Here is a 15,121-nt window from a genome sequence, read left to right on the forward strand (position 1 = left end):
CTAGGGGGCAATGTCATTGACTTAAGACTTTTAGCCCCCCTTTTTAAGGGGGGACGGCGCTGAAAGCGCCAGGGGGGATTCGGGCGCAACACGTTGCGCCCCTACAGGGCTGATATTTTTGATTTCGTTGCATCAAGGTCTGCCCTCACTTCGCAACGCCTTGGCTTGCCACCCCTTAAGTCAATGACATTGGGCTAGAGGGGATTCAAATTAAGTACAAACGTCAACGGTTCCAACTCCACACTCATCTCAAATAGGCGTCTGGCGGGACATAACCGGGTCGCACGTCGCTCATGTCGAGAATCTTGCGTCCGACCCGGTAGCGATTGCCGCCCATGTAATACAACAAGAACTCTTCCGGCTGCCATCTGATCTGATCAATTTGTTCATGTACGCCGACATAAAGCACCTCAGCCGTAATCAACGGCCGCCCCGGACCCGGAATAATGTCCCGTACGCGGCATTCAATCTGCACCAGACATTCCGTTATCATCAGCGGCGTCACCGTCTTGGCGCGAGTGGTGGTTAAATTTAACACCCGTAGTTTATCAACGTCGCGACCAGAGTGCACCCCGCAAAAATGCGTCTCTTTAACCAGCGATTCACCCACCACGCCCAAAATAAAATCACCCGACTCGCGAACAAAATGAAAACTCTGCGAACTCGGCTTCAATGAGACCGCAACCATCGGCGGGTCCATCCCAATCGGCATGTACCACAATACCGGAGATACCGTATTCGCCCGTCCCTTACGGGCCGATAGCAATAAAACCGGGTGCGTTGCGATGAAATGCGAAAATGCCTCTATCGGTTTAGATATCATCTCCCGCCCGCTTTCTATATAGTAAAGAGCCGTCACAAATCCGGCGCGTTTTTCTGGAATTGCCTAGTTGCACTTGCTACAACGCCATTGATTCATTACAATCGTTCCACTGCCGAAAAAAAATGGCATTTACACAAAAACTATAGCGGCTTTTTACATCAAAATCGTGGATACGAATACAGTTACTTTAACCCGCTCACCCTACGAAATTCTCAAGGTCAACCCTTGGGCTGACGTTGAAACTATCAAAGCGCAATATTTCCACCTGGTGAAGCAATACAACCCGGAATATTACCCGGAAGAATTTATCGAAATCCGTACGGCCTTCGATATTTTAAAAGAACCTGCGTCACGCGCGGCTTCTGATGTTGAAAATTTCTCCCCGCCGCCGTCGTTCAGTCATAGCGACTACAAAGGTATGGACTTACACTCCATTTCACTCTTTAAATTAAACCAAGAGATGAAGACGCTGTGCGGCGAGCGCCAACTCGAACAACTTGAAGGCGAAGAGAAAGCAAAAGCGCTTCACTTGCTCCACGGCGCAGCGCTTTATCATTCCGTCCATAGTCATATTAATGAAGCCAAAGAAGTCTGGAACAAAATTATTGACCTCTATCCAGACGATCAGGAAGCGAAAAGCAACCTGACCTACACCGTCTGGCAAGAAGCCTTCGACCTCGCAGCCGACGGGCAGATGGAAGAAGCAGAAAACGCCTTCAAACAACTCAACGAAAGCGGCTTCAAAAACGCCGCCATCTATAAAAACGTCGCCCTGGCGCAAGAAAAACAAGGCAAAAAAGACGAAAGCCGCGAATCATGGAAAATTGCGATTGATTCGCTTAACGCCGAATTAAAAAATGACCCCGACAACGACTATATAAAAGCTCTGGTCATCGCCGCCCACAAATACACCGGCGGCTACCACCTCGAAGGCAAAAGCGAAGTCGACGGCAGCGAAGGCAATATCACCGCCGGTTCCGCCAAAGAATTAGGCTACGCCTGCATCAAACAAGGCAACTGGCGCCAAGCGCTCGAAGCGCTCGAACGCGCCCGGCAAGACAACGAACAGGATGTCGATGTCTTATGCCAACTCGCTTGGGCCTATCTTAATACAAATCAACATAAAGTCGCGTTTCAAACCTGGAACCACGCCTTGAAGATCGCCTCCTCCAAACAAGGCGTCATCGACCACTTGGTTCGAGGCCACACCATTTTTGGCAAACGCTTGATGGAACAACGCATCTTCAACCAGGCGTTAGTCCAATTTAAAAACGCCCTCAAACACGAACCCAAAAATTTCGAATTGCGGCTTCTGTTGGGCGAAACCTATTTCCAAATGCGAAACTTTACCTCCGCGTTAGCGGAATATCAGCGGGTGATGGATGTTGACCCGCGCAATAAAGTGGCCCGGCAGGGCGTGAGAGAATGTAAACGTCTTGGAGGCCTCCGATGATTGGTTGGTTGACCCGTTCCAGTCAACCCGATCCTCGCGACGTCTTCCCAATCGACAACATGCCGATTGAAACATATGGAGGCAAAGGGACCAGCGCAGTCAGGCTGATGTACAAAAAAATGCCAGCCTTGCCTGCTCCCGGCGAAACGCGGCGTCTAGCGGTAAAAAACGGCCTAGACAAGAATAAGGAAGAATTTTTCCGCCGCATTCTCCCAATACTTGACAGTTTTGACACGATCTTTAACTATACGAAAAACAGTAGTTTAGATGATAGCGATACACTCGCGAACTGGGTCAAAACGCTCGAAGCCCTCTATAGGCGCTTGCTCTCGGCTCTAGAAAAAGAAGGCTTGGTTGGGATAGAATCGCAAGGACAACAATTAGACCTCTCTGTTCATGAGGTTGTTGAAACCCGCGGAGCCCCTGAAAAACCCAACCAATTGATATTGGAAGAAATGGTCAAGGGGTATCGGTACGGAAACCGGGTTCTACGCGACGCAAAGGTAATTATCGTGAAGAACCCGAAAATAATTGAAGAATAAGAATAATACTTTACAAATACGCGTTCATCTGGATGATGCTCTCATCGCCGGATTTAGCGTCAATCGAAAAGATTTATTGATTGATAGGCCGGATTTTCACGACAAGTTCATCGAACTTATGATATATATCTAGGCCATACACTGAACGCGCGCCGGAGGATGTAGAATAGATGGCTAGGATTTTAGGCATCGACCTTGGAACAACTAACTCCGTAGTTGCGTATATGGCAGGCGATAAGCCTGTCATTATCCCCAACGACTTAGGAGACCGGATAACACCGTCGATTGTTTTCTTTCAAGACGACAGTTCGGTTCTAGTCGGTAAAAAAGCCCGGCGGGCGGCAGGTATGAACCCTGACCGCTCCATCTTCTCGATTAAGCGTCACATGGGAACGGCCTACCGCGTCGATATCGACGGCAAAAGCCACACCCCGCAAGAGATTTCAGCCTGCGTCTTGCAGAAATTGAAATCTGACGCCGAAGAATTTCTCGGAGAAGAATGCCCGCAAGCCGTCATCACAGTTCCGGCTTATTTTACGGATGCGCAACGCCAAGCGACCCGCGACGCGGGTGAAATCGCTGGATTCACCGTTCGCCGGATCATCGACGAACCCACAGCAGCCGCGATCTCTTATGGTCTCGAAAGAGAAAGCGACCAGATTTTGATGGTCTATGATCTTGGCGGCGGTACGTTTGACGTCTCCATCATCGAAATGGTCGAAGGCGTCTTTCAAGTCTTGTCAATCAAAGGCAATAACCACTTAGGCGGCGACGACTTCGACGCCCGCATCGTTGAATATCTGCTTGAAAAGTTTAAACAAAAAGAAAACATCGACCTCACTGGCGATTCCAAAGCGATGTTCCGCCTTCGCGAAGCCGCCCAGGAAGCCAAAATCGAACTCTCCGGCGTCACCAAGACGGAAATCATCGTCGAAGCCATCGCCATGACCGATAAAGGCCCGGTGACTCTCTCCGAAGAACTCACCCGCGCCGAGTTTGAAAGCCTGGTTCACGACCTGATCGAAATGACCTCGCAACCGACCCTGGATGCGATTCAAGACGCTGGCTTGAAACCAGAAGATATTTCCAATGTCCTCTTAGTTGGTGGTAGTACACGCATTCCCTATGTACAACAAACGGTCGCCAAGATCGTCGCCAAAGAGCCGCGCAAAGACGTCAGCCCGGATGAATGCGTTGCCTTGGGCGCTGCGGTGCAGGCGTATATCCTTGCCCCGCTTGACGATGAACTACAACATTCGGCGGCGGACCAGGTGCATAAAGACGGCCCGGTTATCGTCCACTTGACGCCGTTCTCGCTTGGCGTCGGGTTAGCCGAAGACCGATACGGCGTATTGATCGAGCGCAACTCGACCTATCCGACCGAAGCCAAAGACCTATTTACCACAACCCGCGACTTCCAGGACGCGATCAGTTTCCCGATTTATGAAGGCGAAGAGAACATCGCTTCGGCGAACACCTTCCTGGATATGCTGCGCATCGACAAAATTCCGCCCGCGCCGCGCGGCGTACCGCGCATCGAAGTCACCTTCCGCCTCAATCAGGACCGTATCCTCGAAGCGACGGCGAAAGACCTGACCACCGATACCGAAGTCAGCATCACCGTTATGGCGACCGACAACCGCCTCAGCGACGAAGAGCGCGGCTCGTTGAAACAACAGGCGCAAGAGCGCGTCGTCCAACAAATGTCACATCGTCAGCAACAAGACATGGCGAATGAAGTCGATAGTTTGGTGTTCCGCGCCAAACGGGTCTTCTCTGAATCCGAAGACCCAATGGCCGAAGAAGCCATGAAGGTGATCGGCGACCTCGAAGATGCGCGTACGCAATCAGACGATACGTCGGTGCAAGAAAAAATGGGCCAGTTAAACGATATGTTGGCCCGTTATGAAACAGCCGATTATTAAACGAGAAAACAAGTTTTATTACGCTTTACTACCTTTATTCCAGACGGCCTTCGCGCCGTCTGGTTTTTTGTTTGGACTAATTTTCACGGACAACAAAGAGGCGCTGCGTATTGATTCAAGTGCTGGCATTCGGCCCTGCCCTTGTCACCCGGTCAAGTCGTTATAGACAGGTTGTTAGCCCCCTTTCCATAAGGGGGGAGGGCGTCGCAGACGCCAGGGGGGATTTGAAAAACGGGCGCAGCGCGCTGCGCCCCTACTTTATCAAAAGGGCAATAAGACGCGATGGAGACAAGCGAAACCGAACCCCGAGAAATTCATGTGATACAAGTAAAAATGGACAGAACGGCCTAACGGGCCAAGCCGATCAACCGTTATTTAGAAACGCGCCGCGCTAACCCTGCCAGATTATGGGGGTTTCGCGATACAATAGAAATGAACACGGCCATTCAATGAATGGCCCTTGTAAGGAGAAAGTGAATGGATGCCATCCTCTGCCCGGAATGCGGAGCGAGCAACCCGATTGAGGCGCATGTTTGCGAAGAGTGCAACGCTGACCTGTCTGCGGTCAAAAGCGTCATTGATACCGCCAATTCCCACTATAACGAGGCGCTGGCCTTAGCCCATAACGGGAAACTAGACGAAGCCCTGGGGCAAATCGAAGCCTCATTGGCGCTGTCTTCTGAAAATCCGCAATTCCATAACCTGATGGGCACCATCTACGCCCAAAAAGGGCTTTATACCGAAGCGATGCGCGCTTGGGAACGCTGCATGGCGCTCGACCCGGAATTTGAAAAAGCCTACAAAAATATGGAAAAAGCCCGCCGCATGGAAGAAGAAGCGGTCGAAGAAGACGAGCAGCGCCCGTACATTATGAAGATGTACATCGCCTACGCCGCCGCCGCGCTGTTTCTTGTCGTCACCCTGTATTTTGGCTTCCGTCTGAATTCAAAAAACCGCATGATCGACGACTATTCCGTCCAGTTGGCTGCCAAAGACCAAGCCATCGACGCTCAAAAAGACCGTCTCAACAAAGCCGAAGCCGAAGTCAACGCATTCAAGACGAATTTCCCCGAAGGCGGCGTTGAAGGCATGCTTCAACGATTGACCCAAGCCGATTCTCTGGCGGAAACCCGCGAACTCCAAATTCAACGAATCACTGCATTGCGCACCAAAGAACGTGACGGATTTCGCGACCAGATCGCCGCGCTGCAAAAAGAAAAAGAGGATTTGGTTCGCGAGACCCAAAAAATCAACGCGCTGCAAACCGAAATCCGCACCCGCGACGCCAAAACACAAACGCTGGAAAAACAACTGTCCGACACCCAACACGCGCTGACGCTGTCGCAAGAACAAGCGGAAGGATACCGCGCTCAACTCACCTCAGAGCAAACCAGCGCCCAAACCGCCCGCCTCAGCCATGAAGAAGAAATCAAAACCGTGCGCCGCACCTATGACCAGAATATCGAAACCCTGCGCGAAGACAATCGAAAACTGCGCGACGAAATCGCAACCCTGCAACGCAACATTGACGACTACAAATACGCCAACGAACTCGCCGTCCAAGCCCGCGACCAGTTGCAGCAAAACAACTATGAACTCGCGCTGCAAAACGTCGATGCGGGGCTGGGCCGCGCGACCGATCACGCCTTGCTGCTTTCCATGCAAGAAACCATTCAAGAGATTTTAGACGACCCGCTTGAACAAGCGCTTCGCCGCGAAGAAACTCGCAACCGCATACAGCAGTTGCAAGAAAAACGCAAAGAATTGGCCTCTCGCTTATTGAAAGACGCCAACACCAGCCTCTCCAACGGACAGTTGGATGAATCCGTCGAATTGGCCGAACAAGTCATCAAATTGCTGCCGGACGATGAACGCAGCAAAGCCGACGCGCAAAAAGTGATTGATCGGACAGAAGAACAAAAAACCAAATTGCGTCTCATTTTACTGGAAGCCAAACAATCAATCACCGATAATGATCTCAACGGCGCGAAAAAGAAACTTCAACAGGCGGTGAAAATTTCATCCTCTCATCCTGAAGTCAAAGCCTTAGAAGCGCAGCTGAGCGAAAACCAGGAATCCTAATCGCTCATTTGAATTTGGCGGTCAGACGGGTTTTGCGATACTGTAAGACGCAGTGAGACCATTTTTTTGAGGTTACGATGCATCCTGAGAGAATCCGGGAAGTGCTAGAACAAGTCAGCCAGGGTAAGGCCTCCGTCGATGAGGCCTTGCTGCATTTGCGCGACTTGCCTTATGAAGACCTGGGGTTCGCGAATATCGACCATCACCGCGCCCTGCGGCAGGGCCAGCCGGAAGTCGTCTTTGGTCAGAACAAAACCACCCAGGAAATTCTCGACATCGTCGGCGCCATTCGCGAAAAACAAATGCCGGTGCTCACCACCCGCGCCTCAGAAGACGCCCTGGCCCAATTACAACAGGCGTACCCGGATGGAACCCTCCATCAACGCGCGCGGGCGTTCACCGTCGGCGATGGTGAAATGGGCGAAACGGTCGGCAACGTGCTGGTGATCTGCGCGGGCACCTCTGACCTGCCGGTCGCCGAAGAAGCCGCGCTCACCGCCCGCTTTACCGGCTCCAACGTAAAGCGACTTTCCGACGTAGGCGTCGCGGGCATCCACCGCCTGCTGGGGCGCATTGACATATTGCGCGAAGCCGATGTGATCGTCGTCGCGGCGGGCATGGAAGGCGCTCTCGCCAGCGTGGTAGGCGGGCTGGTCGACTGTCCGGTGATCGGCGTCCCCACCAGCGTGGGTTACGGCGCTAGTTTTGGCGGCGTTTCAGCGCTGTTGACCATGCTGAATAGTTGCAGCGCGGGCGTCACCGTCGTGAACATTGATAATGGGTTCGGCGCGGGCTTCGCCGCCAGCGTCATCAACAAAAAAATTCACCACGCAGCCAAACACGCGAAGGAACCAGTCGCATGAGATATTTCATGTTACGAAACATCGCGCCATATTTTGCTTGGATCGCCTTGCCCTGCCTCTTCTGCGCCGCCGTCGTAGCGGATGTGGTATTTTTAAAAGACGGCGCCCGGCTCCGCTGCGAAATTGTTTCGCCGGACGAAGCCAAAGACACGTCCAATGAATTTATCCAAATTCGCCTGAACCAATCGCTGGTCTGGCTCAAACGCGAAGCCGTCGAGCGAATTGAAGAAACTGAAAACGAAGCCCCGTCTGAAATCGGCGACAAAGAATTAGTCCAGCGTTTAATCGACGTTGGATATATCTTGCCGGAAGGCGACGGCTCGACTCCGCCCGCAGCGAAAGAAGACGCAAACAATAGTTCAATGCGCTTGAGCGTAAAATCCATTCGCGGTTGGGCGTATGTTTCCGACAACCGGCGCGCCGATGCGCCGCGAGACCGCGAACCGCTGCAAGAAAAACAAGAAATTCCACTAGGACGCATGATTGTGGTTTCGGGCAACTCGCGCGTCACTCTTAACATTGAAGAGATGGGCGAAATTGGCCTCTTGCCTGGCGCCCGTATTCGTTTTGACCAATTAACTTGGGACCCGTCCGTACAAAATTACCGCATTCATCTCCGGCTGGAGAACGGCGGCGCGTGGTTTGACGTGGGCGAGGGCAAGTCGCAATGGCGCCGGGTCATCCTCAGCATCAACACGGTCCAAACGATTATGCAATCCGGCATCCTGCTCGTGGAAGCGACGCAAATGAACGGCGGGGCGGACCTTCATTACCTGCAAGGGACGGGAGAACTCCGCTTTTGGCGAGGCAGCGACCCTTACATGGTTGCGCCGAGACAATCGCTGCGGGTTTCGCCGGATTCCAATAAGCTGAATCTGCAAGAATTCGCCGACATCAATGAAAAACTCACGCTGATTCAAAACTGGGCGGCATGGCAACCGGAGCCGTTGGGCTTGTCGTTTGATTTTCAGCCGCCGCCCTTAAACCGCTTTCATCTTTTCGGGCCGTTGCCTGCGTTGTATCCACACAAAATCCCCATTGATCTGTCCATCGCGTTTCCACCCATCGCGCTCAGCATGGGAGAGGTGTTTACCGAATACAAAAAAGCCCTCGACCGCTACAAGTTCGACACAGGCAAGTATCCCACTCAAGAACTGGGCTTGGATGCGCTGCAAAAACCACACGACGTCCCCGGATGGAAAGGCCCGTATCTCAAGCCTGACATCCCCTTGCGCGACATGTGGGGAAAACCCTTCGTCTATGATTATTTTAAAGACGGCGATGAGATACACGTCAGCGTCCGCAGTTTCGGCCCGAACCAGCATGACGACAACGGCCTGCTCGACGACCTGCGTTAGCGGGATTCACGCTTGAATTTGCTGGATCGCCTTCAGTAGTTTTTTCAGATCCTGCGAGCCGATCAAAATGTGCTTGCCATTGTTATAATTGATGCGTACGCCCTGGTTGCCGAACACGTTGTACGCTTTTCCCTTCGAGACATAGCGAACACCCCAGCCGCCATATTGAAACAACGGGCTATATTCCTTTGCTTCAATCGACTCAACTTCTTCAAGCGAAATGGGGATATCTTTCCAATACAGCCCGCGATAGAACAACGACAACCCGTCCGGCTTGACTGTGGTTGTCAGTTTCATTGATAAAAACCAGACGAGAATAATCCCTTCAACGCAAGCCAAAATGCCAAGTTTCGTCCAGAATTCCGCCCATTTCGCCGGGTCGGGGTCGAGGCCGAATAGAGAGCGAAATTCAATCAGAACCCCAACCGGCCCTGCGAGCAGCGCACAGGCGATAATCAACAAAAGCCAAATTTGGCGAAACGATTGTTCTTCATGAAAGAGCGCTTTCGATTGACTCATCATTCGTCCTCATGTGGAGAGGCGGGTTCCTCTTTGGCGTGTTTACGCCTCCGGTTCACCGCCTCCCGCAGCAGAAATTCGATTTGACCATTCACGCTGCGCAGTTCCTTATCCGCCCAGGCGTTAATTTCATCCCAGAGTTTCGGGTCCATTCGCAGCAGAAAACTTTTTCGTTTAGCCATTCGTCTTAATTAAATAACGTCCCGGTGTTCACAATGGGCTGTGCATTTTCTTCGCCGCAGAGCACCACCAACAGGTTACTGACCATTGCCGCTTTGCGATCTTCGTCTAGTTCAACGACGTTATTTTCGCTGAGTTGCTCCAGCGCCAGTTCCACCATGCCCACCGCGCCTTTAACGATCAACTTACGCGCAGCAATCACGGCTTGCGCTTGCTGGCGCCGTAACATCGCGCCTGCAATCTCCGCCGCGTAGGCTAAGTGGCTGATGCGCGCTTCTTCAATCTCAACGCCCGCCTTTTCGAGGCGCTCTTGCAACTCGCCCATCAGCTGCTCATTAACTTCCTCAGTGCCCTGCCGTAATGAAACTTCTTCCTCTTCTTCCGAATCGTATGGATAACGTCCCGCCAGATGTCGAATCGCCGCTTCGCTCTGGGTTTCGACGTACTCTTCATAATCGTCAACCTCAAACAGCGCCTGGGCGGTGTCGCGCACCTTCCACACGACAACGGCGGCGATTTCGATGGGGTTGCCGTTATGATCGTTTACTTTGAGTTTTTCGCCGTTGAGGTTGCGCGAACGCAGCGAAATTTTCTTGACTGTGGTGAATGGGTTACGCCAGCAAAAGCCAGACTGTTTCACGGTTCCCTGATAGTGACCAAACAGAACATAAGCCCCTGCTTGGTTTGGGTTTAGGATAAACAACCCACTCAGAAATACGATGTCGCACACCCCAATTATTGGCCCCAGAACAAAAAACCAGACTGGGTTCCCACCCCGTTGGTTGGCAACCATGATTCCAGAGACAACCAGCCAAATAATCAACGTAACGACGACCAACCCGATAATGAGAAAAACCCATCCTGACTTTGGTTGTAATAATTTCTCTTCGGTTTTCATCTTGCCCTCCGATGATATGAATGTGATATCACTTCTATATCATAACTACGCAAAAGTCAAATAAAAAGTTCAATTATTTTTTTAGAGGGGGAAAAAAGTTAAAATTCCGAAACCATATCGAAACACAGCAACCTAGTTTCGGCTTGGGTGCAGTTCTGGGAGCGCCTGTGCAAAAGGGCCTGGAAGCCCGCACTGAAGCGAGCAGAGATGTACCCAAGCCTGATGCGATAAAAGTTGAGAGTGTTTGAGATGACTTCTAGTTAAATGGATGGAGTCCAGGTTACTTCAGGCGTCTCGTCAGCGGCGTTTTGATAGCGCGCCATCACAAAAAGTAGGTCAGAAAGCCGGTTTAGGTATTGCATCAATGTCTCGCTCACCGGTTCGCTATGCCGCAATGTAACCACCCGGCGCTCAGCGCGCCGACAAACAGAACGGGCAAGATGAAGATAAGAAGCCGCAACCGATCCGCCAGGCAAAACAAACTGCCTCAGTGGCTCCAGATGAGTTTCAAAGCGGTCAATATACCCCTCCAACTCCACAACATGGGCGTCTTGAATCCGCGGCACGACCAGTTTGCTTTCTTCATTCGGAGGGCAGGCTAAATCCGCCCCTAAATCAAACAGCGCTGATTGAATTTTCGTAATCACAGGCCGCAACGCCTCAGCGGCCCCCTGCGCAATCGCCAGCCCCAATAGCGAATTTAACTCATCCACCTCGCCATACGCGTCTACGCGCAATGAGTCTTTTGCTACCCGGCGCCCCGTCACTAAACATGTCGCGCCGTCATCCCCTGTTTTTGTGTAAATCTTCACCATCGAAACAAAAACCTTTCATTCGTCGCGCCCAATGCGCCTGCATCAATGTACTTTGAAATGAAAATCTGAAATAGAGCAATCTTTCGCGCCTTCCAGCCGATAAGGCCGCGCTTTTGCGGCGTTCCCTCTATTAATGAATTCATCTCTCACATTTGGAGAACAAACAATGAGACATCGAACCATTCTACTTTTTGCGCTAGCCTTCACCCTTACTGCAAACGCTCAAACCTATTCGTTTCGTTACCAGGACAATGGCTTCACTGATTATGGCGATGTACAAATATACAAATGGGACGCCGACAATAGCATCGGCTCTACCGGGACCATTAATTACAACGAAAATTTTCTCTTGATTCGATTTGGCGGCGTCGACATACCGCCGGGTTTGTATCATTTCGACCTTCAATTCAACATCGCCTCCGTCGCCGATCCTGGAACCATTACAGCCTACAAACTCAACGATTCAAATTGGAGCGATCCGGGGAGTATTTTAAATCCACCCTCGACTTCGAGCGATTTCCCCACCTGGTCTCATGTCAATTATAATTCCCGCGCATGGTCCGTCCCCGGCGTTGTGGGAGGAGCGGAAATTGAGCAGTCAATCGGTTCGGCCTATGTAAGCGCAACTGGCGCCCGCTCAATCGGAAGCGCCACCGCTTCAATTGAAAGCGCAACTGATTTCGCCTTTGTATTGACAATGGACAAAAACGCAACTCTTTTCGTCAAAGAAACCGCAGCAAACAATACGCAACTGCCCATGCTGGTTTTTACGCTGATTGAAGCATACGGCGAGGCGTATAGACGCGGCGGTTTGGATTGGAATTGCATTTTTCGTCCGTACCAAAGCCTTCGCTAAATCGTTGTATCAGCGAATGGCCCATGCCTTGAGCATGTTGCTTTCAATGACGATTCGAGTATCATCGTACTCGTTTGTTTGTTTGATTTTCACCGAAAGAGAAGGCTTTCATGACGCGATTTATTGTTACTGGCGGCGCGGGGTTTATCGGCTCCCATATTGTCGAACGATTGTTGGACGAAGAGCACCAAGTCGTTGTGATCGACGACCTCAGCACAGGCCGCATCGAGAACGCCGATCCATTCAAAGACCGAATCGATTTTCAACAGATTGATTTACGAAATTTGGATGACGTGCGCCGCGCCGTTGAAGGCGCCGATCATGTATTTCACCAAGCGGCGCTGCCTTCCGTCCCGCGCTCGATCGAAAACCCGCTCGAAAGCCATCACGTCAACGTCACGGGGACCGTCAACCTTCTCATCGCTGCAAAAGACGCCGACGTTAAACGGTTTGTGTACGCCGCTTCATCCTCCGCCTACGGCGATGCGGAAGTTGACCAAAAGCATGAAGAGTTAAAACCCGCGCCGCTGTCGCCTTATGGCGCCGCAAAATTATCGAGCGAATTATATTGCCAGGCGTTTTATCATTCCTACGGGCTGGAAACCGTCTGCTTGCGCTATTTCAACGTATTTGGCCCGAGGCAAAATCCCTTTTCGGCGTATACGGGCGTGTTAGCGATTTTTATTCCGCTGATGTTAAAAGGCGAGCAACCCACCATTTTTGGCGACGGCTCCGCCTCGCGCGATTTCACCTTTGTGAAAAACAACGTCGATGCAAACATGCTGGCATTGACCGCCAAAGACGCGCCCGGCGAAGTGATTAACATCGCCTGCGGCAAACAATACACCATCTTGGAAATAGTGGATGCGATCAACCAGATACTGGGAACCAACATCCAACCGAAGTTTGAAGGCGTCCGCGCCGGCGACATCAAGCATTCGCTGGCGTCAATCGAAAAAGCGAAGACGACGCTCGGTTACGAACCCGCCATCAGTTTTGAAGAAGGCCTGCGCACTACCATTGAGTGGTACCGCAAAGAGTTAGGGCTTTAGCGCGTTTTCTTTTTCTTCCAACTCAGGTATTGCTTGCACGTCATCGAATTGATAACGTTGTCTGCTGACAACCCACCGCGCCGCGCCATTTTCACGCCCAATTCTAAATGATCAAAATGCTCGACCTTATGCGTATCGGTGTTAATTGAAAACAGAACGCCGTGCGCCTTCGCCTGACGAATATGAACATCGTTCAAATCGAGCCGGGCCGGATAACAATTGATCTCCATCACGGTTTGCGTTTCCGCCGCTTTGGCGAACACCGCCTCCTCATCAAACTCGATGGGTGGACGCCGCCCGATCAAGCGTCCGGTTGGATGCGCGATAATATCGACGTACGGGTTCTCAATCGCCCGGAGAATACGCGCCGTCATTTTATCTTTGAGCTGCTCAAACGAAGCGTGCACAGACGCAATAACGACATCGAGTTCTTTGAGCAGATCGTCGTCAAAGTCCAAGCGTCCATCCGCGCGAATATCGACCTCGGTTCCCGCCAACACTTCGATCCCTTTTACCGTCTCGTTAAACTCACGTACTTGCTCAATCTGGCGTTTGAGCCGCTCCGGCGAGAGGCCGTTTGCGACGCCCAACGAGCCGGAATGGTCCGTCACCGCGATGAACGCATACCCGCGCGCTTTCGCCTGATTTGCCAACTCTTCGAGCGACAGGAATCCATCGCTGTCGGTGGTGTGATTATGCAACGCCGAGCGAATATGCTTCGCTTCGATCAATTCCGGCAGCGTTCCGTTTTGCGCCTGTTGAATTTCATCGCGTCCTTCACGCAACTCAGGCGGCACCCAGGCAAGCCCCAAACACTGATACACGCTCTCTTCCGTCTTGCCCGCGACGAGTGTTTCGCTCCCGGTCTCGTAGACGCCGTATTCGTTCACTTTCAACTTTTGTTTCACGGCGCGTTCGCGTAGTTTGACGTTGTGTTCTTTGGAGCCGGTGAAATATTGCAGCGCCGCCCCGAAGGCGTCTTTTTCGACGACGCGCAAATCCACTTGCAGGCCGCACTCAAGCAAGATGCTCGACTTGGTCGCGCCCTGCGCAAGCACGTCGCGAATGTTCTCCGTCGCGAGAAACTCTTGCATGACCGCTTCGGCGTTTTTGGCGGAAACCAATATATCCACATCGCCGACCGTTTCGCGACCGCGCCGCAGGCTGCCCGCGATATCGGCCTGCCATACGCCTTTGACGGCTTTCACCCGTTCGAGAATCGACCGCGCGATGGGCGCCGCCACCCCGAGGGTAAAACGCCCGCTGGATTGCTGGACATTGGCGATTCCTTTGAGAATTTTCTCTTCGCTCTTCTTGCCCATTTTGGGCAGCGATTGCAACTTGCCCGCTTCGGCGGCTTGTTTGAGATCATCAATCGAGGACACGCCCAATTCTTCATAGACCAGTTTGACCGTCTTCGGCCCCATGCCGTTGACCTTCAGCAAATCAAGAATTCCCTCTGGAAATTCACCCTTTAATTTTTCGTGTGCGCTGACTTTTCCGGTTTCAAAAAACTCAGCGGTTTTTTCCGTGATGGCTTTGCCGAAGCCGTCGATGGTTTTCAATTCATCGCGTTCATATAATTCGCGCAACGGCTGGCCCAGGTCTTCGATGATGCGCACTGCATTCTGGTACGCGCGTATTTTAAAGGGGTTCTCGCCCTTAATTTGCAACAGGCTCCCCATCTCGTCAAAAATCTGCGCAATCTCTTTATTTCCCATGCCTGGTCATCCTTTCAATCGGTAACCGATATTG

General features: G+C 51.8%; 14 protein-coding genes. 8 read left to right on the plus strand and 6 right to left on the minus strand.

Annotated elements, in window-relative coordinates; genetic code table 11:
* Positions 1–244: 244 nt before the first annotated feature.
* The gene (locus tag P9L94_04795) at positions 245–823 is read right to left on the minus strand and encodes a flavin reductase family protein (protein MDP8243378.1); all 579 of its coding nucleotides are present in this window, start codon (positions 821–823) and stop codon (positions 245–247) included.
* 166 nt (positions 824–989) lie between these two features.
* Between P9L94_04795 and P9L94_04800 the strand changes: the two genes are divergently transcribed.
* The 6 genes from P9L94_04800 to P9L94_04825 all read left to right on the plus strand — a co-directional run bounded on the left by P9L94_04800 (position 990) and on the right by P9L94_04825 (position 9,046).
* Positions 990–2,276 (plus strand): tetratricopeptide repeat protein, encoded by a 1,287-nt coding sequence (locus P9L94_04800; GenBank protein MDP8243379.1) that lies wholly within the window; start codon positions 990–992, stop codon positions 2,274–2,276.
* The gene (grpE, locus tag P9L94_04805) at positions 2,273–2,818 is read left to right on the plus strand and encodes a nucleotide exchange factor GrpE (GenBank protein MDP8243380.1); all 546 of its coding nucleotides are present in this window, start codon (positions 2,273–2,275) and stop codon (positions 2,816–2,818) included. Before P9L94_04800 ends, grpE begins: the two co-directional genes overlap by 4 nt.
* Before the next feature lie 170 nt (positions 2,819–2,988).
* The gene (locus P9L94_04810; GenBank protein ID MDP8243381.1) at positions 2,989–4,743 is read left to right on the plus strand and encodes an Hsp70 family protein; all 1,755 of its coding nucleotides are present in this window, start codon (positions 2,989–2,991) and stop codon (positions 4,741–4,743) included.
* 477 nt (positions 4,744–5,220) lie between these two features.
* Complete coding sequence (locus P9L94_04815; GenBank protein MDP8243382.1) at positions 5,221–6,825, plus strand: tetratricopeptide repeat protein; 1,605 nt, start codon at positions 5,221–5,223, stop codon at positions 6,823–6,825.
* Between the two features lie 77 nt (positions 6,826–6,902).
* Positions 6,903–7,688 (plus strand): nickel pincer cofactor biosynthesis protein LarB, encoded by a 786-nt coding sequence (gene larB, locus P9L94_04820; GenBank protein ID MDP8243383.1) that lies wholly within the window; start codon positions 6,903–6,905, stop codon positions 7,686–7,688.
* A gap of 8 nt (positions 7,689–7,696) precedes the next feature.
* Complete coding sequence (locus P9L94_04825; protein MDP8243384.1) at positions 7,697–9,046, plus strand: type II secretion system protein GspG; 1,350 nt, start codon at positions 7,697–7,699, stop codon at positions 9,044–9,046.
* A gap of 6 nt (positions 9,047–9,052) precedes the next feature.
* On the opposite strand, the gene P9L94_04830 is transcribed toward P9L94_04825, so the two are convergent.
* The 4 genes from P9L94_04830 to P9L94_04845 all read right to left on the minus strand — a co-directional run bounded on the left by P9L94_04830 (position 9,053) and on the right by P9L94_04845 (position 11,458).
* Positions 9,053–9,568, minus strand: coding sequence for a hypothetical protein (locus P9L94_04830; GenBank protein ID MDP8243385.1), 516 nt, complete (start codon positions 9,566–9,568; stop codon positions 9,053–9,055).
* The gene (locus P9L94_04835; protein ID MDP8243386.1) at positions 9,565–9,747 is read right to left on the minus strand and encodes a PTS ascorbate transporter subunit IIC; all 183 of its coding nucleotides are present in this window, start codon (positions 9,745–9,747) and stop codon (positions 9,565–9,567) included. Before P9L94_04835 ends, P9L94_04830 begins: the two co-directional genes overlap by 4 nt.
* Before the next feature lie 5 nt (positions 9,748–9,752).
* Positions 9,753–10,643, minus strand: a complete 891-nt coding sequence (locus tag P9L94_04840) for an SPFH domain-containing protein (GenBank protein MDP8243387.1) — start codon at positions 10,641–10,643, stop codon at positions 9,753–9,755.
* 260 nt (positions 10,644–10,903) lie between these two features.
* Positions 10,904–11,458: a cob(I)yrinic acid a,c-diamide adenosyltransferase gene (locus P9L94_04845; GenBank protein MDP8243388.1), complete on the minus strand. Its 555-nt coding sequence runs from the start codon at positions 11,456–11,458 to the stop codon at positions 10,904–10,906.
* A gap of 166 nt (positions 11,459–11,624) precedes the next feature.
* Between P9L94_04845 and P9L94_04850 the strand changes: the two genes are divergently transcribed.
* Both P9L94_04850 and P9L94_04855 read left to right on the plus strand, forming a co-directional pair.
* Positions 11,625–12,314: a hypothetical protein gene (locus P9L94_04850; GenBank protein ID MDP8243389.1), complete on the plus strand. Its 690-nt coding sequence runs from the start codon at positions 11,625–11,627 to the stop codon at positions 12,312–12,314.
* 110 nt (positions 12,315–12,424) lie between these two features.
* Positions 12,425–13,366, plus strand: coding sequence for an SDR family oxidoreductase (locus tag P9L94_04855; GenBank protein ID MDP8243390.1), 942 nt, complete (start codon positions 12,425–12,427; stop codon positions 13,364–13,366).
* Here P9L94_04855 and polX read toward each other — a convergent pair.
* Positions 13,363–15,087 carry a DNA polymerase/3'-5' exonuclease PolX gene (gene polX / locus P9L94_04860; GenBank protein MDP8243391.1) on the minus strand — a complete coding sequence of 575 codons (1,725 nt, stop codon included), beginning with the start codon at positions 15,085–15,087 and terminating at the stop codon, positions 13,363–13,365. The two genes, P9L94_04855 and polX, sit on opposite strands and share 4 nt — an antisense overlap.
* Between the last annotated feature and the right edge of the window lie 34 nt (positions 15,088–15,121).

This window comes from Candidatus Hinthialibacter antarcticus, from assembly GCA_030765645.1.
In the GTDB taxonomy this organism is placed as follows: domain Bacteria; phylum Hinthialibacterota; class Hinthialibacteria; order Hinthialibacterales; family Hinthialibacteraceae; genus Hinthialibacter; species Hinthialibacter antarcticus.